At 54.2% G+C, this 22,370-nt stretch carries 19 protein-coding genes, 1 other RNA gene and 1 pseudogene; 10 read left to right on the top strand and 11 right to left on the bottom strand.

Annotated features, from left to right (window positions below; genetic code table 11):
• Positions 1 to 75: 75 nt before the first annotated feature.
• A complete protein-coding gene (gene yqfB, locus FDW87_RS11945; protein WP_101700204.1) occupies positions 76 to 387 on the bottom strand; it encodes a N(4)-acetylcytidine aminohydrolase in 312 nt (103 codons plus the stop codon).
• Between the two features lie 52 nt (positions 388 to 439).
• Between yqfB and FDW87_RS11940 the strand changes: the two genes are divergently transcribed.
• Entirely contained in the window at positions 440 to 1,168 is a 729-nt protein-coding gene (locus FDW87_RS11940; protein ID WP_003838265.1) for a MurR/RpiR family transcriptional regulator, read from the top strand.
• Between the two features lie 120 nt (positions 1,169 to 1,288).
• Entirely contained in the window at positions 1,289 to 2,722 is a 1,434-nt protein-coding gene (bglA, locus tag FDW87_RS11935) for a 6-phospho-beta-glucosidase BglA (protein WP_016154353.1), read from the top strand.
• 94 nt (positions 2,723 to 2,816) lie between these two features.
• Here the strand turns inward: bglA and FDW87_RS11930 are convergent, their stop codons facing one another.
• The 8 genes from FDW87_RS11930 to FDW87_RS11895 form a co-directional block, all read right to left on the bottom strand.
• Entirely contained in the window at positions 2,817 to 3,560 is a 744-nt protein-coding gene (locus tag FDW87_RS11930) for an SDR family oxidoreductase (RefSeq protein ID WP_046274935.1), read from the bottom strand.
• 61 nt (positions 3,561 to 3,621) lie between these two features.
• Positions 3,622 to 6,495, bottom strand: a complete 2,874-nt coding sequence (gene gcvP / locus FDW87_RS11925; protein ID WP_019077632.1) for an aminomethyl-transferring glycine dehydrogenase — start codon at positions 6,493 to 6,495, stop codon at positions 3,622 to 3,624.
• A 176-nt stretch (positions 6,496 to 6,671) separates the two neighbouring features.
• Positions 6,672 to 7,061, bottom strand: a complete 390-nt coding sequence (gcvH, locus tag FDW87_RS11920; RefSeq protein ID WP_003026965.1) for a glycine cleavage system protein GcvH — start codon at positions 7,059 to 7,061, stop codon at positions 6,672 to 6,674.
• 25 nt (positions 7,062 to 7,086) lie between these two features.
• Positions 7,087 to 8,181: a glycine cleavage system aminomethyltransferase GcvT gene (gene gcvT, locus FDW87_RS11915; protein WP_016154356.1), complete on the bottom strand. Its 1,095-nt coding sequence runs from the start codon at positions 8,179 to 8,181 to the stop codon at positions 7,087 to 7,089.
• Positions 8,182 to 8,633: 452 nt separating this feature from the next.
• Positions 8,634 to 9,836: an FAD-dependent 2-octaprenylphenol hydroxylase gene (ubiI, locus tag FDW87_RS11910; protein ID WP_137379789.1), complete on the bottom strand. Its 1,203-nt coding sequence runs from the start codon at positions 9,834 to 9,836 to the stop codon at positions 8,634 to 8,636.
• Positions 9,837 to 9,975: 139 nt separating this feature from the next.
• A complete protein-coding gene (gene ubiH, locus FDW87_RS11905) occupies positions 9,976 to 11,154 on the bottom strand; it encodes a 2-octaprenyl-6-methoxyphenyl hydroxylase (RefSeq protein ID WP_016154358.1) in 1,179 nt (392 codons plus the stop codon).
• Positions 11,151 to 12,476, bottom strand: a complete 1,326-nt coding sequence (gene pepP, locus FDW87_RS11900; RefSeq protein ID WP_047414428.1) for a Xaa-Pro aminopeptidase — start codon at positions 12,474 to 12,476, stop codon at positions 11,151 to 11,153. Before pepP ends, ubiH begins: the two co-directional genes overlap by 4 nt.
• A gap of 24 nt (positions 12,477 to 12,500) precedes the next feature.
• Positions 12,501 to 13,079: a YecA family protein gene (locus tag FDW87_RS11895; RefSeq protein ID WP_016157420.1), complete on the bottom strand. Its 579-nt coding sequence runs from the start codon at positions 13,077 to 13,079 to the stop codon at positions 12,501 to 12,503.
• A gap of 167 nt (positions 13,080 to 13,246) precedes the next feature.
• Here FDW87_RS11895 and zapA point away from each other — a divergent pair, with 167 nt between their 5' ends.
• The 3 genes from zapA to FDW87_RS11880 all read left to right on the top strand — a co-directional run bounded on the left by zapA (position 13,247) and on the right by FDW87_RS11880 (position 14,417).
• The gene (zapA, locus tag FDW87_RS11890; protein ID WP_003026980.1) at positions 13,247 to 13,576 is read left to right on the top strand and encodes a cell division protein ZapA; all 330 of its coding nucleotides are present in this window, start codon (positions 13,247 to 13,249) and stop codon (positions 13,574 to 13,576) included.
• Between the two features lie 41 nt (positions 13,577 to 13,617).
• A non-coding RNA gene (gene ssrS / locus FDW87_RS11885) (6S RNA) lies at positions 13,618 to 13,801 on the top strand.
• A gap of 19 nt (positions 13,802 to 13,820) precedes the next feature.
• Entirely contained in the window at positions 13,821 to 14,417 is a 597-nt protein-coding gene (locus tag FDW87_RS11880) for a 5-formyltetrahydrofolate cyclo-ligase (RefSeq protein ID WP_047414432.1), read from the top strand.
• Positions 14,418 to 14,798: 381 nt separating this feature from the next.
• Here FDW87_RS11880 and serA read toward each other — a convergent pair whose 3' ends face one another.
• A complete protein-coding gene (serA, locus tag FDW87_RS11875) occupies positions 14,799 to 16,031 on the bottom strand; it encodes a phosphoglycerate dehydrogenase (protein ID WP_016154363.1) in 1,233 nt (410 codons plus the stop codon).
• A gap of 270 nt (positions 16,032 to 16,301) precedes the next feature.
• Positions 16,302 to 16,961, bottom strand: coding sequence for a ribose-5-phosphate isomerase RpiA (gene rpiA, locus FDW87_RS11870; protein ID WP_016154364.1), 660 nt, complete (start codon positions 16,959 to 16,961; stop codon positions 16,302 to 16,304).
• Between the two features lie 170 nt (positions 16,962 to 17,131).
• Here rpiA and argP point away from each other — a divergent pair, with 170 nt between their 5' ends.
• The 5 genes and pseudogenes from argP to FDW87_RS22390 form a co-directional block, all read left to right on the top strand.
• Entirely contained in the window at positions 17,132 to 18,025 is an 894-nt protein-coding gene (gene argP / locus FDW87_RS11865; protein WP_003825477.1) for a DNA-binding transcriptional regulator ArgP, read from the top strand.
• 226 nt (positions 18,026 to 18,251) lie between these two features.
• Complete coding sequence (scpA, locus tag FDW87_RS11860; protein ID WP_137379788.1) at positions 18,252 to 20,396, top strand: methylmalonyl-CoA mutase; 2,145 nt, start codon at positions 18,252 to 18,254, stop codon at positions 20,394 to 20,396.
• Entirely contained in the window at positions 20,389 to 21,384 is a 996-nt protein-coding gene (meaB, locus tag FDW87_RS11855) for a methylmalonyl Co-A mutase-associated GTPase MeaB (protein ID WP_049268794.1), read from the top strand. The genes scpA and meaB overlap by 8 nt, the downstream gene beginning before the upstream one ends.
• 10 nt (positions 21,385 to 21,394) lie before the next feature.
• Positions 21,395 to 22,180 (top strand): methylmalonyl-CoA decarboxylase, encoded by a 786-nt coding sequence (gene scpB, locus FDW87_RS11850; RefSeq protein ID WP_049041966.1) that lies wholly within the window; start codon positions 21,395 to 21,397, stop codon positions 22,178 to 22,180.
• Positions 22,181 to 22,204: 24 nt separating this feature from the next.
• A pseudogene (locus FDW87_RS22390) lies at positions 22,205 to 22,370 on the top strand (acetyl-CoA hydrolase); the annotation flags it as partial.

The following is a 22,370-nucleotide window of genomic DNA, read 5'->3' as shown; positions in this document are numbered from 1 at the left end:
TTGCCAACTAAATAATAATCCATAAAAATCATGATATTATATTTTAATATTCAGCTAACAGGCGTACCGTTAAAATCAAAGGCATTTAAAATCAATCACATAAAATTGTGTTTGATCCGGGTAAATCTCGGCAATCACGTGTTTAAGTTCTTCTAGCGTCATGTTTTCCTGGTGAGCATGTTTCTCCGTCAGCGTATCCAGCGTGACGGTTGAGGTGCCAACAACCTCAATCGTGCAGAAGTACCCCTCATCTTCGAAGCGCCCAACCCGTAGAATGTCACCGGCTTTGAAGTGTGATTCGGACTCGTCACGAATCGTAATGGTTTTGCGTCCGGCCAGAATGTCATCCTGGAAACGCTGAAAAAAAGTGATGTCATTTGGCTGCATGTTATTATTCCCTGTAGATGAAGTCTGATGAGTGAGTTTTGCCATTGTGAGTATGTTCTCCCACGCTGCCATCGCCAGTCTCAACAATCTTGAGATGCTGGTCTACAACTATGTCATCAAAAACCGTGACAAAGTCATGTACATGACCATTCGCGAACTTGCGGATGCCGTGGGCGTTTCCACCACCACCGTACTGCGCTTTTGCCGCAAGCTTAAGTGTGAAGGTTACTCAGAATTTCGCGTACGCTTCAAATTATATTTAGAGCAGAATGAACCGCAACAGGCTAATTTCGGTGCCAGCGAAATTATCAGCTTCTTTAAAGGCGTCAATAACGACGAGTTCGACAAATTACTCGATCAGGCTGTTGATATTATATTATCTTCCGAGCGTATTATATTCGTCGGGGCGGGAACATCCGGAGCTCTGGCAAAATATGGCGCTCGTTTTTTCTCAAACGTCGGAAAATTCAGTAACCACATCGATGACCCTTATTTCCCGGTAACTAATGATATGGCCAGAAACGCGCTGGCGATCGTACTTTCCGTTTCTGGAGAAACCGAAGAGATCCTACGCTTTGCCAGCCAGTTCAGTCTGCATAACTGTAAGGTTCTGTCGGTCACCAGCCATGAACATTCGCGCCTCGCGAAACTTGCCGACTTTAATCTCTCCTGGCACGTTCCACAGACACGCATTGCCGGGGTATACGATATAACCACGCAGATCCCCGTTATTTATATTCTGGAATCACTCGGTCGCAAGCTGGCGAAAAGAATAGCGTAAAAAAACAATATGTTTTTTTGATGTAACAAATCACATTAACGCTATTTTGTTATATCGTGACATTTATCTTTCCTTTGTTAGACTCAAAATCAGATTGTATTAATTTGAGACTGAGCGCAGATGAAAAAACTTACCTTACCAAACGATTTTTTATGGGGCGGCGCGGTTGCGGCGCATCAGGTTGAAGGCGGCTGGAATAAAGGTGGCAAAGGGCCCAGCATTTGCGACGTACTGACCGGGGGGGCACACGGCGTTCCGCGAGAAATCACTCAGGACGTCGTGCCAGGTAAGTACTACCCCAACCACGAAGCCGTCGATTTTTACGGTCATTACAAAGAAGACATTAAGCTGTTTGCCGAGATGGGCTTCAAATGCTTCCGTACGTCAATTGCCTGGACCCGTATCTTCCCCAAAGGGGACGAAACCCAGCCAAACGAAGAAGGGCTAAAATTCTACGACGACATGTTTGATGAACTGCTGAAGTACAATATCGAACCGGTCATCACCCTTTCCCACTTCGAAATGCCGCTACACCTGGTTCAACAGTACGGTAGCTGGACCAATCGCAAAGTCGTTGATTTCTTTGTCCGTTTTGCTGAAGTGGTCTTTGAGCGCTACAAGCACAAGGTCAAATACTGGATGACCTTCAACGAAATCAACAACCAGCGTAACTGGCGTGCACCGCTGTTTGGCTATTGCTGCTCCGGCGTGGTGTATACCGAGCATGAAAACCCGGAAGAGACTATGTACCAGGTGCTGCACCACCAGTTCGTGGCCAGCGCTCTGGCGGTGAAAGCCGCACGTCGCATCAACCCTGAAATGAAAGTCGGCTGCATGCTGGCAATGGTCCCGCTATACCCGTACTCCTGTAAGCCTGAAGATGTGATGTTCGCGCAGGAATCGATGCGTGAACGCTATGTATTCACCGACGTTCAACTGCGCGGCTACTATCCATCTTATGTACTGAACGAGTGGGAGCGCCGCGAATTCAATATTCGAATGGAAGCTGGCGATGAACAAATCCTGCGTGAAGGTACCTGCGACTATCTCGGGTTTAGTTACTACATGACCAACGCGGTAAAAGCGGAAGGCGGTAGCGGCGATGCCATTTCCGGTTTTGAGGGCAGCGTGCCGAACCCGCACGTCAAAGCATCCGACTGGGGCTGGCAGATTGATCCGGTCGGCCTGCGTTACGCCTTATGCGAACTGTACGAGCGTTATCAGAAGCCATTGTTTATCGTTGAAAACGGATTTGGCGCTTACGACAAAGTGGAAGAAGACGGCAGCATCCACGATGACTACCGCATCGACTATCTGCGCGCCCACGTCGAAGAGATGATGAAAGCGGTAACGTATGACGGCGTAGATCTGATGGGCTACACGCCGTGGGGCTGCATCGACTGCGTCTCGTTCACCACCGGCCAGTACAGCAAACGCTACGGTTTTATCTACGTGAACAAACACGACGACGGCACCGGCGATATGTCGCGCTCGCGTAAGAAAAGTTTTGAGTGGTATAAAGCGGTGATTGCCAGCAACGGCGAGAATCTGTAATTTTTTGCCGGATGGCGCTGCGCTTATCCGGTTTACGGGAACTGAACCTGTAGACCAGAGCAGACATTTACGCCGCCATCCGGCAAGCAACGCATTACTTCCCGCCGGCCAGCTCCAAAAAACTGCCCGTGACGTAAGACGCCTTCTCACTCAGCAGCCAGGTAATCGCCTGCGCGACCTCTTCCGGTTGTCCGCCGCGCTGCATAGGCAACATGGATTTCACGCGATCGACCCTTCCCGGCTCACCGCCTGACGCATGCATTTCCGTGTAGATAAGACCGGGTCGCACGCAGTTCACGCGTATCCCCTGCGCCGCAACCTCCAACGCGAGGCCGGTGGTAAGCGTGTCCACCGCACCTTTTGAGGCTGCATAATCAACATATTCGAACGGGGCGCCAAGCCGTGACGCCGCCGAAGAGACATTCACAATCGCCCCGCCCTGACCGCCGTGCTTAAACGACATGCGCTTTACCGCTTCCCGACAACACAGAAAATAGCCGGTAACATTAGTCGCCAGGACGCGATTAATACGCTCAGCGGTTAGGCTTTCCACCGTGCTCTGTTCAAACAAAATCCCGGCATTGTTCACCAGAGCAGTCAGCGGCTCGCCCTCGCGGTCAATGGACTCAAACATCGCCCCGACCTGGCTTTCATCGCTGATATCTGCCCGCAGAGCAAACGCCTTTCCTCCCGTAGCGGCGATATTGTTCACCACCTCCGTTGCCGCACGAATATTGTGATGAAAGTTAACGGCGACCGTGTAACCCTCTAGCGCTAACTGCAGCGCGGTTGCCCGGCCAATACCGCGACTGCCCCCCGTAACCAGTGCTATAGCCATCACTATTCTCCCCAAAAATAAAGGCGCCGAAGCGCCTTTAAAAGATAGCTGAATCAGTCGATTACTGATAATCGCTCAGCGGCACGCAGGAGCAGAACAGGTTACGGTCACCGTAAACGTCATCAAGGCGTTTCACGGTCGGCCAGTATTTGTTCGCTACGCCCGCCGGGAAGACGGCGATTTCGCGGCTGTAACCGTGATTCCACTCCGCGACCAGCTCATTTTGCGTGTGCGGGGAGTTAACCAGCGGGTTATCTGTAAGCGACCATTCACCGGCTTTCACGCGATCGATCTCAGCGCGGATTGCCAGCATCGCATTGATAAAGCGATCCAGTTCCACTTTGCTTTCCGATTCAGTCGGTTCCACCATCAGCGTACCCGCTACTGGGAACGACATGGTCGGCGCATGGAAACCGTAATCGATCAGACGCTTGGCAATATCCAGTTCGCTGATGCCGGTCTCTTCTTTCAGTGGGCGAATGTCGAGAATACATTCATGTGCCACGCGACCATCGCGACCGGTATACAGCACCGGATAGGCATCTTTCAGACGGCTGGCAATGTAGTTAGCGTTCAGGATCGCCACCTGGCTTGCCTGCTTCAGACCTTCTGCGCCCATCATACGGATGTACATCCAGCTGATCGGCAGAATGGATGCGCTACCGAACGGTGCCGCAGAAACCGCGCCCTGACGGGTGAGCATCCCTTCAATCTGTACTACGCTATGACCCGGTACGAACGGCGCCAGATGCGATTTAACACCGATTGGACCCATACCAGGGCCGCCGCCGCCGTGCGGAATGCAGAATGTTTTATGCAGGTTAAGGTGTGAGACATCGGCACCGATAAAGCCCGGTGTGGTGATCCCAACCTGAGCATTCATGTTCGCGCCATCAAGATAAACCTGTCCTCCAAACTGGTGCACAACGTCGCACACTTCACGGATCGTTTCTTCATACACGCCATGAGTAGAGGGATAGGTCACCATGATGCAGGAGAGGTTTTCACCCGCCTGCGCCGCTTTTTCACGCAGATCGCCAAGATCGATGTTGCCGTTCTTATCACAGGCGACAACCACTACCTGCATACCCGCCATCTGTGCGGAGGCCGGGTTGGTACCGTGGGCAGAGGCCGGGATCAGACAGATATCGCGATGGCCTTCGTTACGGCTTTCATGATAATGGCGAATCGCCAGCAGACCCGCATACTCGCCCTGCGCGCCGGAGTTCGGCTGCATGCAGACTGCGTCATAACCGGTCAGTTTTACCAGCCATTCGGAAAGCTGGCCGATCATCTGGTGATAACCTTCTGCCTGCTCTGGCGGGCAGAACGGATGCAGTTCAGCGAATTCCGGCCAAGTGATAGGGATCATCTCGGCGGCAGCGTTCAGCTTCATGGTGCAAGACCCCAGCGGGATCATTGCCTGGTTCAGGGCCAGATCTTTGCGCTCCAGCGAGTGCATATAACGCATCATCTCGGTTTCGCTGTGATAGCGATTAAACACCGGATGGCTGAGGATCGCATCATCACGCAGCATGCTGTCCTGAATGGAACGGCTGTCGAGCGCCACGTCTTTGTCCAGCGTTTCGATGTTCAGACCGTGGCTGTCTCCCAGCAGAACATTGAACAACTGCACCACGTTTTCACGGGTGGTGGTTTCATCGAGCGTAATACCTACCGCGTTATGGATATCGCTACGCAGGTTGATTTCTGCCGCTTCAGCACGCGCCAGTACCGCAGCCTTATCGGCCACTTCAACACACAAAGTGTCAAAGTAGTGCGCATGACGCAGCTTTAATCCTTTTTGTTGCAGACCGGCTGCCAGAATATCGGTCAGACGATGGATGCGATTAGCGATGCGTTTCAGGCCAACCGGGCCATGATAAACGGCATACAGGCTGGCGATGTTGGCCAGCAGAACCTGCGAGGTACAAATGTTGGAGTTCGCTTTCTCGCGGCGGATATGCTGTTCGCGAGTCTGCATCGCCATACGCAGGGCGGTATTACCCGCTGCATCTTTGGAGACGCCGATAATACGGCCTGGCATGGAGCGTTTGAATTCATCTTTAGCGGCAAAGAATGCCGCGTGCGGGCCGCCGTAGCCCATCGGTACGCCGAAGCGTTGCGCAGAGCCGAAAACGATATCCGCGCCTTGTTTGCCCGGTGCAGTCAGCAGCACCAGCGCCATAAAGTCGGCAGCGACGCTGACCACTATTTTACGGGATTTCAGCTCAGCCATCAGGGCGCTGTAGTCGTGCACTTCACCGGTGGTGCCAACCTGCTGCAACAGCACGCCGAACACATCCTGATGATCCAATGCTTTTGCCGCGTCATCAACAATGACGTCAAAACCAAAAGTTTGCGCGCGAGTACGCACTACGTCCAGCGTTTGCGGATGAACATCAGCCGCCACAAAGAAACGGTTAGCATTTTTCAGTTTGCTGACGCGTTTGGCCATCGCCATGGCTTCAGCTGCAGCAGTAGCTTCATCCAGCAGAGAAGCGGAAGCCATGTCCAGGCCAGTCAGGTCCAGCGTCACCTGCTGGAAGTTCAGCAATGCTTCCAGACGGCCCTGGGAGACTTCCGGTTGATACGGGGTGTAGGCGGTGTACCAACCCGGGTTTTCCAGCATGTTACGCAGGATAACCGGTGGCAGCTGCACGGCGGTGTAGCCCATGCCAATGTAGGACGTGAAGCGCTTGTTACGCCCGGCGATGGCTTTTAATTCAGCCAGCGCAGCGTATTCGGTCGCCGCCTCGCCCACCTGTGGCGGGGTTGCGAGCTGAATGTCTTTCGGCACAATCTGGCCGATCAGCGCGTTTAACGACTCGGCGCCAACCGCATTCAGCATCTCTTGCTGCTGCGCGGCGTCCGGTCCGATGTGGCGTTCAATGAAAGCGCCGCTATTTTCAAGCTGGCTTAACGTCTGTGTCATGGGCGATGGTTCCTGAAACGTGCAGTGAATCGTAGGTGTCTCTACTTACCTGAATACGCAAAAAATTCGCGTTGCAGGAAGGCGGCGACGCAGCACATCCCCAGGAGCTTACATCAGTAAGTGACTGAGGTGTGCAAGGAAGCCAACACACCTGCAACGTGAAGAATGAAGCGTATTTATTCGTCTTCTAACAAAGCTTCATATGCAGTCGCATCCAGCAGCGATTCAATTTCGCTTTCATCGCTGGCTTTGATTTTGAAGATCCAGCCCCCTGCATACGGCTCACTGTTGACCAGTTCCGGGGAGTCGCTGAGCGCGTCGTTAACCGCAACAATCTCACCGCCTACTGGCGCATAAATATCGGATGCCGCTTTTACGGATTCCGCAACGGCGCAGTCATCGCCCGCGCTCACAGTTGCGCCAACTTCGGGCAGGTCAACGAAAACCATGTCACCTAACAGCTCCTGAGCATGTTCGGTGATCCCAACGGTGTAAGAGCCGTCAGCTTCTTTGCGCAGCCATTCGTGTTCTTTACTGTATTTCAGTTCTGCAGGTACGTTGCTCATCAATCAATCTCCAAAAAAGGATGAATTACGCGACGGCTTTGCCGTTACGCACAAAAACAGGTTTAGTCACTTTTACCGGCATTTCGCGGTTACGGATCTGTACGATCGCGTTCTCACCAATACCCGCAGGGACACGCGCCAGCGCGATGCTGTAACCCAGGGTTGGGGAGAATGTCCCGCTGGTGATAATGCCTTCCTGCTGATTGCCGGAAGCATCGGTGAAACGCACCGGCAGTTCATTACGCAGTACGCCTTTCTCGGTCATCACCAGTCCAACCAACTGTTCGTGGCCTTTTTCACGCTGCATTTCCAGCGCTTCCCGACCGATAAAGTCGCGGTCAGTCGGTTCCCACGCGATGGTCCAGCCCATGTTGGCCGCCAGCGGAGAAATGGCTTCGTCCATCTCCTGACCGTACAGGTTCATGCCGGCCTCCAGACGCAGCGTGTCGCGCGCGCCAAGACCGCAAGGTTTGACACCTGCTTGTACCAGCGCACGCCAGAAGTCTGCCGCCTTTTCACTCGGCATGGCAATTTCATAGCCTGCTTCGCCGGTATAACCGGTGGTTGCGATAAACAAATCACCCGCCTGAACGCCGAAGAACGGCTTCATGCCTTCTACCGCCTGACGCTGCTCGTCAGTAAACAATGTGGCTGCTTTTTCCTGCGCGTTTGGACCCTGCACCGCAATCAGCGACAGATCGTCTCGAACGGTGATGTCGATGGCGTAGGGTTCAGCGTGTTGGGTAATCCAGGAGAGGTCTTTTTCGCGGGTGGCGGAGTTTACAACGAGGCGGAAGAAATCTTCAGTGAAGTAGTAGACAATCAGGTCATCTATCACGCCGCCCGAAGCGTTGAGCATACCGGAGTAGAGGGCTTTACCCGTCTTCGTTAGCTTCGCGACGTCGTTTGCCAGCAGATAACGCAAGAACTCCCGGGTGCGGCTACCGCGCAGGTCGACAATGGTCATATGTGACACATCAAACATTCCGGCATCGGTGCGAACAGCATGGTGTTCATCAAGCTGAGAACCGTAATGCAGTGGCATCATCCAGCCATGGAAATCTACCATGCGCGCGCCACATAGCGTGTGTTGTTCGTACAAAGGAGTCTGTTGAGCCATCTTTTCCTCGTTGAATAAGCGGGGCTACCAACTCTTTCGCGGTGAAATTTTCGCCACGAAACCCAGCACCGCAGCCGCTCCAGGGGCCACGACGCAAACGTTCTCTTTGTCCTGAACTTACCACCGAAACAGACGCTAAACCATAAGGCAAAATTAACCATCACATTAGCTTATGGCCAAAAACAGCAAAATCACCGACAGAACAAAACCCCATCAATACGGCAAATAATCAGAATAAAAAATAAATAAAAGCTGAAATTAACAGCAACAACCAACATTAAATGTGGAAAAATTGTCAAAAATGGCGTTATGAAAAAAACGTAATATTAAAAAAACTAATGCGAAAAGAGGCATGGAATTAGATTATTTCAAATGAGAGAAGCACCCCGGCGCGCAGGCCGGGAGTGGAAAGTGTGACGGGTCTCAAACTCTTAAGATTGTCCTTACGGACGCTAGCGTAACCACTCAGGAAGATCGTTCAGTCCCATCGCCTGGCGGATGAGCTGTGGTTTTACGCCTGGCAGGGTATCGGCCAGTTTCAGACCAATATCACGCAGCAGTTTTTTCGCCGGATTCTCGCCTGCAAACAGTTCACGAAAGCCCTGCATACCGGCCAGCATCATCGCTGCGCTGTGCTTACGGCTGCGCTCGTAGCGGCGCAAATAGAGATACTGACCAATATCTTTGCCCTGACGCTGGAGCCGCTTCAGCTCATCGATCAGCTCCGCCGCATCCATAAATCCAAGGTTAACCCCCTGACCCGCCAGCGGGTGGATGGTATGCGCCGCATCCCCCACCAGCGCCAGACGATGAGCAGCGAATTGACGGGCATAGCGTCCCGTCAGCGGAAACGCCTGACGCTCGCTTTCAAGGCTGCACAGCCCCAGGCGATTATCAAAAGCGATATTCAGCGCCTGATTAAACTCGTCAACGCTTGCCTGCTGCATGCGTTCTGCTTCTTGCGGCGAAAGCGACCAGACGATAGAGCACAGGTGCGGGTCACTGAGCGGCAGGAACGCCAGGATCCCCTCACCGTGAAACGCCTGCCGCGCAACCGCGCCGTGAGCTTCCTGCGTACGGATAGTCGCCACCAGCGCATGATGACGGTAATCCCAGAAAGTGAGCGGAATATCCGCTTTGTTGCGCAGCCAGGAGTTAGCGCCATCGGCGCCGACCACCAGGCGAGCTGTCAGCATTGCGCCATCTTTCAGGGACAGAAATGCCTCATTCTCACCCCAGGCTACCTGCTGTAACTCAGCGGGCGCCATCAGCGTAATGTCCGCTGAACGCTGCGCTTTTTGCCAGAGTGCGTAATGGATCTCTGAGTTTTCAACGATGTGGCCTAAATGGCTGTAACCCATGCTCTGGCCATCAAACGCAATACGCCCAAAACTGTCTTTGTCCCAGACTTCCATGCCGTGGTAGCAACAAGCGCGACGGGCAACAATGTCGGACCAGACGCCCAGTCGGCTAAGCAGTTTTTCACTGGCGGCATTAATGGCCGATACGCGAAGCTGAGGAGGTGCATCCGCCGCCAAAGGCTGCGGAACATGTTGTTCTAACACTGCAACGCGCAACCCGCTGCCCTGCAAGCCGCAGGCAACCGCCAGTCCCACCATGCCGCCACCAACAATTGCTACATCAACACTTTGCACTGTTTGCTCCTGAAAATAGGACAATCAAAAACCGTAGGCCGGATAAGGCAAAGCCGCCATCCGGCATTACTTCCGCGACATTGCCTGATGGCGCTGCGCTAATCAGGCCTGCTTTTTTAATTCGGCCTACAGGTTATATCTATCGCGCAACCCAACCGAGGGTCCGCTCCGCCAACGCATCGCGCGCAGGCGTGAATAATTCCATCGCCATCAGCCCGACATTACGCCCAACGACCAAAGGGGCCCAGCGATTGGCAAACAAATACACCAAATTGTTGGTCACACCAATCGTCGTTTCGCGATCGCGTTCGCGGCGCTGCTGATAGCGTGCCAGCACCGCATAATCACCGATATCTTCCGCGCAGTTTTGCGCCTGCGTCAACGTCTCAGCCAGGCTCATCACGTCGCGTAGACCAAGGTTGAAACCTTGTCCGGCAATGGGATGCAGCGTCTGTGCTGCGTTCCCCACCAGCACAGTACGATGGGTAATGGCTTTTTGCGCCGAGGTTAATGAAAGCGGATAGGCGTTGCGTTTACCGGCCTGGGTAATACGCCCCAACCGCCAGCCAAACGCAGTTTGCAGTTCGCGGCAAAATTGTTCGTCGGACCAGGCCATAATCTCATCACGCCGCTCCAGCGGATGGCACCACACCAGCGAGCAGCGACCATCAGACATCGGTAGCATTGCCAGCGGGCCATATTGCGTAAAACGTTCAAACGCTCGCCCGTCATGCGCAACGGAGGTCGTGACGTTGGCAATCACCGCCAGTTGTTCATAGGGTTGTTGCTGCCAGTCAACGCCGCAGGCGGTAGCCAGTGCGGAGCGCGTGCCATCGGCGGCCACCAACAGGCGACCATTGATCATCTCGCCATTTTCCAGCGTAACCTCAACGCGTTCCTGCGTGCGTGACACGCTGGCTACACGGTCGGGGCAGTGCAGCGTGATGCCCGGCGCTTTACGCAGCAGCGCAAACAAACGCAGCCCGACATCGTGCAGTTCTACCACCTGGCCCAGCGCCGGAATACGGTATTCCTGCGCATCCAGCGTCACAAATCCGGCATGGCCGCGATCGCTGACGTGAACCGTTTTGATCGCCGTTGCGCAATCGGCAATCGCCTGCCATACGCCAATTCGCGCCAGCTGTTGGCAGGTCCCTGCCGCCAGCGCGATCGCCCGGGCGTCAAACCCTGGATGGCGGTCAGTTTCAGGTTCGCTCGCTTCTATCAGGTGAACAGGCAGAGTCCCGTGGCTGAGCTGAGAAATGGCCAGCGCCAGCGTCGCACCGACCATACCACCGCCAACGATAATCACGCTCATTGCAGTCGCGCCGCAGCCATTAAGGCTTCAATGTCATCCGCTTTCTTCACCACGCTGGCGGTCAGGTTCTCATTGCCGTCCTCGGTGATGAGGATGTCATCTTCAATACGAATGCCGATACCACGATAAGCAGGCGGCACATCGGCGTCCGGTGCGATATACAGCCCCGGTTCGACAGTGAGTACCATTCCTGGCTCGAGAGTACGTGAGCGGTCCTGACCATAAACGCCAACGTCGTGCACATCCAGTCCCAGCCAATGGCTAAGACCATGCATAAAGAATGGGCGATGCGCATTTTCGGTAATCAGTTGGTCGATCTCGCCGTGCAAAATGCCAAGCTTCACCAGACCCGTAATCATGATGCGCACCACTTCGCCGGTGACTTCCTGGATGGACGTCCCCGGGCGATACAGGCGCAGGCTGGTCTCTAATGACTCCAGTACGATGTCGTAGATTTCACGCTGAGCAGGGGAAAATTTGCCGTTTACCGGGAAGGTACGCGTAATGTCGCCCGCATAACCTTTGTATTCACACCCGGCGTCAATTAACACCAGATCGCCATCGCGCATTTCACTTTCATTTTCGGTGTAATGGAGAATACAGCCGTTTTCGCCGCTGCCGACAATCGTGTTATAGGATGGGTAACGCGCGCCATGGCGAGTAAACTCGTGGTGAATCTCCCCTTCCAACTGGTATTCAAACATTCCCGGACGGCATTTTTCCATCGCGCGGGTATGCGCCAGCGCACTGATCTCTCCGGCACGGCGCATGACCGCAATTTCTTCTGGTGATTTGAACAGGCGCATTTCATGCACCATTGGACGCCAGTCGATGATCGCGGCGGGTGCGTGCAGATTTTGTCTGGAGCCTTTACGCAGTTTATCCAACGCCGTGCACACAATCTCATCTGCCCAGGCATATTCGCCCTGCGCGTGGTACACCGCGTCCAGGCCATTGAGCAACAGGTGCAGCTGTTGGTTGATTTCACTGAAGGCCAGCGCCCGGTCAACGCCGAGTTTTGCCGGTGCGGCATCCTGGCCCAGACGGCGGCCAAACCAGATCTCCGCCGTCAGATCGCGAACCCGATTAAACAAAACGCTGTGGTTATGAGTGTCATCACTTTTAATCAGCACCAGCACGGCTTCCGGTTCGTTAAAACCGGTGAAGTACCAGAAATCACTGCTTTGGCGGTACGGGTATTCACTGTCCGCGCTGCGCGTCGCTTCAGGCGCGGCAAAAATCAGCGCGGCGCTGCCGGGCTGCATTTGTGCCAGTAAAGCCTGGCGACGACGCTGGAATTCTTGCTGAGATATCTCGCTCATCACACTCTCCTTTGCGTTTCGTTCTTAGTGCAGAGTCGGTTTACGGACTTCCGGCGCGGTCGGCTGCTGACGCGTAAACGTGTCATGACACAGCAAGGCGGCTACGCGCACGTATTCGATAATCTCTTCGAGCGACATTTCCAGCTCTTCCTGATCTTCGTCTTCGTCATATCCCAACTGAGCGATATTGCGCAGGTCGTCAATCGCTTCACCGGTTTCACCGGTCACTTTGTCGAGCTTTGGCTGCGTAACGCCAAGGCCCAGCAAAAAGTGGTTTACCCACCCCGCCAGCGCATCGGCACGATCAAACACGCTAACGTCGTCGCCTTCAGGCAGATAAAGCTGAAAAAGGAAACCGTCGTCCTCGAGGGCATCGCTGGTGGCAGAGTGCATTTTCATCAGTGCCTGAGCCAGCTCGTGACCGAAGGCCAAACCTTCGTTCGTCAGGTCGTGCAGCAGCGGCTGCCATGAGCTGTCGTTGTTGCCGCCGCAAATCATCCCGCTGATCAAGCCGTGCATTTCGGCCGGGGTTAATCCAGCCCCTTGTTGGTTCAAAAACTGGCTAACGTCGTTGTAGCCAGGCATTTCGTTCTGTATAGACATAAGCATTCGTCATCAAAGGGAGGAATATTCATGGTATGCTACCACTTTGGACCCTGGTGGACCAGAAAAGGGCTTGTATCTTGATACCAGGGTAGCTATAGTGTCGCCCCTTCGCGGACCCAAGGTCTGGAGACGAAGGCAGCGCAGTCAATCAGCAGGAAGGTGGCATGTCTGCACAACCCGTCGATATCCAAATATTTGGCCGTTCACTGCGAGTGAATTGCCCGCCTGAACAAAGGGATGCGTTGAATCAGGCTGCGGACGATCTCAATCAGCGATTGCAAGATCTGAAAGTTCGCACTAGAGTCACAAATACTGAGCAGTTGGTTTTCATCGCCGCGTTGAACATCAGCTATGAATTAACTCAGGAAAAAGCGAAGACGCGTGAGTACGCGGCGAGCATGGAACAACGTATTCGGATGCTACAACAGACCATCGAACAGGCGTTGCTTGATCAGGGTCGCATAACCGAAAAAACGGGCCAAAACTTTGAATAACACTTTTCGGTTTACTGTGGTAGAGTGACCGTGAAGACAAAATTTCTCTGAGATGTTTGCAAGCGGGCCAGTCCCCTGAGCCGATATTTCATACCACAAGAATGTGGCGCTCCATGGTTGGTGAGCATGCTCGGCCCGTCCGAGAAGCCTTAAAACTGTGACGACGCATTCACCTTGAACCAAGGGTTCAAGGGTTACAGCCTGCGGCGGCATCTCGGAGATTCCCTTCTACCTGGCAACAGCCATGACACTACTTTCTGAACTCCCTTTATCCCGGCAAGAAATTCGTCAACTGATTCGACAGCGTCGTCGCGCGCTGACCTCTGAACAGCAACGACACTACGGTCAGCAAGCCGCGACCCGAATGCTCAGTTTTCCCCCTGTTGTACTCGCGCATACTGTGGCGGTATTTCTCTCGTTCGATGGCGAACTCGATACCCAGCCGCTGATAGATCAGCTGTGGCGAGCGGGCAAGCGCGTTTACCTTCCGGTTCTTCATCCCTTCAGTCCCGGTAATTTACTGTTCCTGCACTATCATCCGCGCAGCGACCTGGTGACCAATCGCTTAAAGATCCAGGAACCACGGCTTGATGTACGCGACGTATTGCCACTGTCAAAGCTGGACGTACTGATTACGCCGTTAGTGGCATTTGATGAGGACGGGCAACGCCTGGGCATGGGCGGCGGATTTTACGACCGCACGCTACAAAACTGGCAGCAGCATAAGATCCAACCCGTGGGCTACGCGCATGACTGCCAGTTAGTAGAAAAATTGCCGGTTGAAGAGTGGGATATCCCGCTGCCAGCGGTGGTGACGCCGTCCAAAATCTGGGAGTGGTAGCCGTTTTTTGCCGATTGACAGCGCCGTTTTTTTGACCTAAATTCCTCGGTGAAGGGTGAGGGAGGCGAACCTCCCTCCTGCGTACTCTCTGTTAATATGCTGGCCAAGCGATGATTAACAGGATCAGCAGCATGATGACGTATCTCATCATCGTCCCTTTCCTTTTTAGAGCCCCTGCTTCGGTAGGGGCTTTCCCGTTTCAGCGCTATGCTGCGCCCCTATCGTAAATTCCTTTTATTGCTGTACAACACGCAACGCTGCCTTTAGTTACCAACTGCGGCAAAGCTCGAAAACAGAATGTATGCGTTACAGAAAGAGATTTTGAGGCAGGGAAATCAGAGGAAAGATGGGCAGGTCAACCGCCTGCCCATGTAGAGGAAATCAGTACAGCAGACGAGCGCGAATGGTTCCCGGAAGGGCTTTCATCGCCAGCAGCGCTTTCTCCGCCACATCTTCATCCGCTTCAATATCAATAACCACATAACCTACCTGCGCGGAAGTTTGCAGATACTGCGCGGCAATGTTGACGCCCTGCTCGGCAAAAATCTGGTTCAGTGCCGTCAGTACGCCCGGACGGTTTTCGTGAATGTGCATCAGACGACGACCACCGTGCAGCGGCAGCGAAACTTCCGGGAAGTTTACCGCAGACAGCGTAGACCCGTTGTCGGAATACTTGGTCAGTTTCCCAGCTACTTCCAGACCGATGTTTTCCTGCGCTTCCAGCGTTGAACCACCAATGTGCGGCGTCAGGATCACGTTATCGAAATCACACAGCGGCGAAGTGAAAGGATCGCTGTTAGTTGCCGGTTCGGTTGGGAATACGTCGATTGCAGCCCCCGCCAGATGTTTAGTCGCTAACGCGTCGCACAACGCAGGAATATCAACAACCGTACCGCGTGCGGCGTTAATCAGCAGCGCCCCCGGTTTCATCAGCGAAATCTCACGCGCGCCCATCAGGTTTTTAGTGGAGGCATTTTCCGGCACGTGCAGACTGACCACGTCGCTCATATTGAGCAGGTCGGAAAGATGCTGTACCTGTGTGGCATTGCCAAGCGGGAGTTTATTTTCAATATCATAGAAAAAGACATGCATCCCGAGCGATTCCGCCAGAATGCCCAACTGAGTACCAATGTGGCCGTAGCCGATGATCCCCAGTTTTTTACCACGCGCTTCAAAAGAGCCGGTAGCCAGTTTATTCCACACGCCGCGGTGCGCTTTGGCGTTCGCTTCGGGTACGCCACGTAGCAGTAGCAGCAATTCGCCAATCACCAGCTCAGCAACGGAACGTGTGTTAGAGAATGGTGCGTTAAACACAGGGATCCCGCGCTTTGCCGCTGCACTTAGATCAACCTGGTTGGTGCCAATGCAGAAGCAGCCAATCGCGACCAGTTTCTCTGCGGCGTCAATCACATCTTCAGTCAGATGGGTACGGGATCGCAGGCCAATGAAGTGGGCATCACGGATGGACTCTTTCAGTTGTTCAGTGTCCAGAGCACCTTTGTGAAACTCGATGTTGGTATAACCTGCTGCACGAAGGCTTTCGAGTGCTTTTTGGTGCACGCCTTCAACCAGCAGAAATTTAATCTTATCTTTCTCCAGTGATACCTTTGCCATTTCCCCGACCCTGTCTTTTTTGTTCAAACTGATGTGTTGTGTGTGGGATTTTCATCCGTCTCTTCAACATATCAAAAAATAATATTGCGGCAATATGAACGTTTGCGTCGCCGTGCTGAAGAAATGTCATTCAACGGGAAATGTCAGAGGAAAATACTGGCGATAACTTTTTCTTTGGAGAGATCGGCAGGACAATATTATAAACGTGACACAAGTCACCAAATTTGCCCTGCCAAAATTTTTTTAACGGGAGAAGACGCTCCCGTCAGATCATTTTACGATAGTTTTCACGCCGTCAGGCGTACCGATCAGCGCGACATCCGCACCACGGTTGGCAAACAGGCCGACGGTTACCACACCTGGAATCGCATTGATGGCATTCTCCAGCGCGATGGCGTCGAGGATCTCCAGACCGTGCACATCGAGGATCACGTTGCCGTTGTCCGTCACGACGCCCTGACGGTATTCAGGACGACCGCCCAGCTTCACCAACTGGCGAGCCACAGCGCTGCGCGCCATTGGGATCACTTCGACCGGCAGCGGGAAGTTACCGAGAATATCGACTTCTTTAGACGCATCCGCGATGCAGATAAATTTCTTCGCCACGGAAGCAATGATTTTTTCACGGGTCAACGCTGCGCCGCCGCCCTTGATCATCTGCATGTGACCGTTGATTTCATCCGCGCCGTCAACGTATACGCCGAGGCTGTCCACTTCGTTAAGATCGAACACGTGGATGCCAAGGCTTTTGAGTTTTTCAGTCGATGCGTCCGAACTGGATACCGCACCTTCAATCTGACCTTTCATTGTGCCCAGCGCATCAATAAAGTGTGCGGCTGTTGAACCTGTACCTACGCCCACAATGGTGCCGGGCTGTACATACTGAAGTGCCGCCCATCCTACTGCTTTTTTCAGTTCATCCTGCGTCATGATCGTTTCGCCTGTGGTGTGAATATGGTGGGAAAATTCACGCGCATTATAGAACATTGTGCAGAAAAATGTCCCCACACCCGCTCGCAAGCGGCGGATTTCGTCTTTACCCAATCAAAAATTGTGTCATAGTGCAGAACAAGCAAAAATTTCAGGAGTGCGTCAAAGCAATGAAACGTCCGGACTACAGAACACTACAAGCACTGGATGCGGTTATTCGTGAACGAGGATTTGAGCGCGCGGCGCAAAAGCTGTGCATCACGCAATCCGCGGTTTCACAGCGCATAAAACAGCTTGAGAATATGTTCGGACAACCGCTGCTGGTGCGCACCGTACCGCCGCGCCCAACGGAACAGGGACAGAAACTACTGGCGCTTCTGCGCCAGGTTGAACTGCTGGAAGATGAGTGGCTGGGCGATGAACAAACCGGCTCGACGCCGCTTCTGCTTTCGCTGGCGGTGAACGCCGACAGTCTGGCGACCTGGTTACTTCCGGCGCTGGCCCCGGTACTGGCTAATTCACCGATTCGACTGAACCTGCAGGTTGAAGATGAAACCCGAACCCAGGAACGTCTGCGTCGTGGTGAAGTAGTCGGTGCGGTGAGTATTCAACATCAGGCGCTGCCAAGCTGTCTGGTGGATAAACTGGGCGCGCTGGACTACCTGTTTGTTGGCTCTAAACCTTTCGCCGAGCGTTATTTCCCAAACGGCGTCACCCGTTCCGCCCTGCTGAAAGCCCCGGCGGTCGCGTTTGACCATCTTGATGATATGCACCAGGCGTTCTTGCAACAAAACTTCGACCTGCCGCCGGGCAGCGTACCGTGCCATATCGTTAACTCGTCTGAAGCCTTCGTCCAGTTAGCCCGTCAGGGAACAACCTGCTGCATGATCCCACACTTACAGATTGAGAAAGAGCTGGAAAGCGGTGAGCTTATCGACTTAACGCCAGGCCTGTTCCAGCGTCGGATGCTGTACTGGCACCGTTTTGCACCAGAAAGCCGCATGATGCGCAACGTCACCGACGCGCTGCTGGCCTATGGCCACAACGTACTGCGTCAGGATTAATTCCTCGAACAGAGGCCGGATAGCGGCGTAAAGCCTCATCCGGCCTGCAAGCCTTTCCCCTCATTTCATGCTATTCCCGCCACGTCTTTGAAATACATCACAAAATAAAACACGCCACACGGCAAAAAACGACGTCCTGTTGGCTATTTTTTGCTGGCGACAAGCCAAATGAAAAAGCACACCGTATTCGCAAAGATTCAACTTATTGCGTAATACGGAGCAAAAAATGGCAAACGTGCAGGAGTGGCAAACACTCGCCAATAAAGAACTCAGTCGACGGGAAAAAACCGTTGAGTCGCTGGAAAGACAGACGGCGGAAGGGATTGTCATCAAGCCGCTGTACACCGAAGCGGATCTCGATAATCTGGAAGTCACGGGCACCCTGCCCGGTCTGCCGCCTTACGTGCGTGGCCCGCGCGCCACTATGTATACCGCGCAGCCGTGGACGATTCGCCAATACGCCGGTTTCTCTACCGCCAAAGAGTCCAACGCCTTTTACCGCCGTAACCTCGCCGCTGGGCAAAAAGGGCTTTCCGTTGCCTTTGACCTTGCCACTCATCGTGGCTATGACTCAGACAACCCGCGCGTAGCGGGCGACGTCGGCAAAGCCGGCGTGGCGATCGATACCGTCGAAGATATGAAGGTGCTGTTCGACCAGATCCCGCTGGATAAGATGTCGGTATCAATGACCATGAACGGCGCGGTGCTGCCGGTACTGGCGTTTTATATCGTCGCGGCGCAGGAGCAAGGCGTGACGCCGGAACAGCTCACCGGGACCATTCAGAACGATATTCTGAAAGAGTACTTGTGCCGCAACACCTACATTTATCCGCCAAAACCCTCCATGCGCATTATCGCCGACATCATCGCCTGGTGCTCAGGCAACATGCCGCGCTTTAATACCATCAGCATCAGCGGCTATCACATGGGTGAAGCCGGGGCAAACTGCGTACAGCAGGTGGCGTTTACGCTGGCAGACGGTATTGAATACATCAAGGCCGCGCTTTCCGCCGGACTGAAAATTGATGACTTCGCCCCGCGCCTGTCATTCTTCTTCGGCATCGGCATGGATCTGTTTATGAACGTCGCCATGCTGCGCGCTGCACGGTATCTGTGGAGCGAAGCGGTCAGCAGTTTTGGCGCGACCAACCCGAAATCTCTCGCTCTGCGTACCCACTGCCAGACCTCAGGCTGGAGCCTGACCGAGCAGGACCCGTACAACAACGTGGTACGAACCACCATTGAGGCGCTCGGCGCTACGCTTGGCGGCACCCAGTCTCTGCATACCAACGCTTTTGATGAAGCGCTCGGTCTGCCCACCGATTTCTCCGCCCGTATTGCGCGTAATACGCAGATCATCATTCAGGAAGAATCAGAGATCTGCCGCACCGTCGATCCGCTGGCCGGATCGTATTACGTCGAATCACTCACCGATCAAATCGTGAAGCAGGCGCGCACGATCATCAAGCAGATTGATGAGGCAGGCGGCATGGCGAAGGCGATTGAAGCCGGGCTTCCTAAACGGATGATCGAAGAAGCGTCCGCGCGCGAACAGTCGCTGATCGACCAGGGTAAGCGCGTTATCGTCGGGGTGAACAAATACAAGCTGGATAAAGAAGACGACACGTCGGTGCTGGAGATCGACAACGTGAAGGTGCGCAACGAGCAGATTGCCTCACTGCAGCATATCCGCGCTACCCGCGACAATGATGCGGTTAAAGCCGCGCTATCCGCGCTGACCCACGCCGCGCAGCAGAATGAAAATCTGCTGGCCGCCGCCGTCAACGCCGCCCGCGTTCGCGCCACGCTCGGTGAAATCTCCGATGCGCTCGAGGCCGCCTTTGACCGTTATCTGGTTCCCAGCCAGTGCGTTACCGGGGTGATTGCACAAAGCTATCACCAGTCCGACAAATCCGCCGATGAGTTCGATGCCATTGTTGCGCAAACCGAACAGTTCCTCACAGAAAATGGCCGCCGCCCGCGTATTCTGATCGCCAAGATGGGTCAGGACGGACACGATCGCGGCGCAAAAGTGATCGCCAGCGCCTACTCCGATCTCGGCTTCGATGTCGATCTCAGCCCGATGTTCTCCACACCGGAGGAAATTGCCCGTCTGGCGGTAGAAAACGATGTGCATGTCATTGGCGCATCATCGCTGGCGGCGGGTCATAAGACATTGATCCCTGAGCTGGTCACCGCGCTCAAAGGCTGGGGACGCGAAGACATTTGCGTCGTCGCCGGCGGGGTTATTCCGCCACAGGATTACGCTTTTCTACACGAACATGGCGTGGCAGCCATTTATGGCCCCGGCACGCCGATGCTCGACAGCGTCCGCGATGTGTTAACCCGTATCAGTAAACATCATGATTAACGCCACCACGCTTGAGGATACCGTCCGCCGCTTGCGACTCGGTGAACGGGCTACGCTCGCCCAGGCGATGACGCTGGTCGAAAGCAATCACCCGCGCCACCAGCCGCTGAGTACGCAATTGCTGGACGCGATTATGCCGTTCACCGGTAACGCCCTGCGTCTGGGGATCACCGGCACGCCGGGCGCGGGTAAAAGCACCTTTCTGGAAGCATTCGGCATGCTGTTAATTCGCCGCGGGTTACGGGTAGCGGTGATCGCCGTCGATCCCAGCAGCCCGGTCAGCGGCGGCAGCATTCTGGGTGATAAAACCCGCATGACGGAACTGGCTCGCGCAGAATCTGCGTTTATACGTCCGGTTCCTTCCAGCGGTCATTTAGGCGGCGCCAGCCAGCGCGCCCGCGAATTAATGCTGCTGTGCGAGGCGGCTGGCTTCAACGTGGTGATTGTGGAAACCGTCGGCGTTGGGCAGTCGGAAACCGAAGTCGCAGGCATGGTGGATTGCTTTCTCTCACTGCAAATCGCCGGCGGTGGCGACGATTTGCAGGGCATCAAAAAAGGCCTGATGGAGATGGCGGATCTGGTCGTCATCAACAAGGACGACGGTGATAACCGTACCAGCGTTGCCATCGCCCGCCATATGTACGAATCCGCCCTGCATATTCTGCGCCGCAAATATGACGAGTGGCAGCCGCAGGTTCTGACCTGTAGCGCCCTGGAAAAACGCGGCATTGAGGAGGTTTGGCAGGCGATAACCGACTTTAAAACGTGCCTTACCGCCAGCGGTCGACTGGAAAAAGTCCGCCAGCAGCAGGCGGTGGAATGGCTACACAAGCAGGCTGAAGAAGAAGCCCTGCATCTGCTGTTTGCACGGGCTGATTTCGACCAGTATTTCCAGCAGACGCTGCTGGCCGTCAAAAACAATGATCTTTCGCCGCGCACCGGCCTGCGGCACATCAGCGCATTTATTCAGCATCATTACTTTCAATAAAGAGAACATTATGTCTTATCAATACGTCAACGTGGTCATCATCCAGAAAGTCGCGGTCATTGAGTTCAATTACGCCCGCAAGCTCAATGCCCTGAGCAAAGTGTTTATTGACGATCTGATGCAGGCGCTGAGCGACCTCAATCGTCCGGACATTCGCTGCATCATTCTGCGCGCCCCGAGCGGGGCCAAAGTGTTCTCTGCCGGGCATGATATTCATGAGCTCCCCACCGGACGTCGCGATCCGCTCTCTTATGACGATCCGCTGCGTCAGATAACTCGTATGATCCAAAAATATCCGAAGCCGGTGATCTCCATGGTTGAAGGCAGCGTCTGGGGCGGCGCGTTTGAGATGATCATGAGTTCCGATCTGATCATCGCAGCCAGTACGTCTACCTTCTCCATGACCCCGGTCAACCTCGGCGTGCCCTATAACCTGGTGGGCATCCACAACCTGACCCGCGACGCTGGTTTTCACATCGTTAAGGAGCTGATTTTTACCGCCTCGCCCATCACCGCTCAACGCGCTATGGCGGTCGGGATCCTCAACCATGTCGTTCCAACCGAGGAACTGGAAGATTTCACCCTGCAAATGGCGCATCACATCTCGGAAAAAGCGCCGCTGGCAATCGCCGTCATCAAAGAAGAACTGCGCGTGTTGGGCGAAGCACACACCATGAACTCTGACGAATTCGAGCGCATTCAGGGCATGCGCCGCGCGGTGTACGACAGCGAGGATTATCAGGAAGGGATGAACGCGTTTATGGAAAAACGTAAACCTAATTTTGTTGGCCATTAATCACGTCCGACGAAGGAGACGGCCATGAAACGGATGAGCGCCGAACAGGCGGCAGAAATTATCCAGCACGATGATATGGTGGCGTTCAGCGGCTTTACCCCCGCGGGTTCGCCAAAAGCGTTACCCACCGCAATTGCCCAACGCGCCTGCGAACGGCATCAGGACGGGCAGCCTTTTCAGATCCGCCTGC

Source organism: Citrobacter sp. wls826, from assembly GCF_005281245.1.
Classification (GTDB): Bacteria; Pseudomonadota; Gammaproteobacteria; order Enterobacterales; family Enterobacteriaceae; genus Citrobacter; species Citrobacter braakii.
Note: the sequence above shows the minus strand (reverse complement) of the source record. Positions and strands in the feature narration are given on the sequence as shown.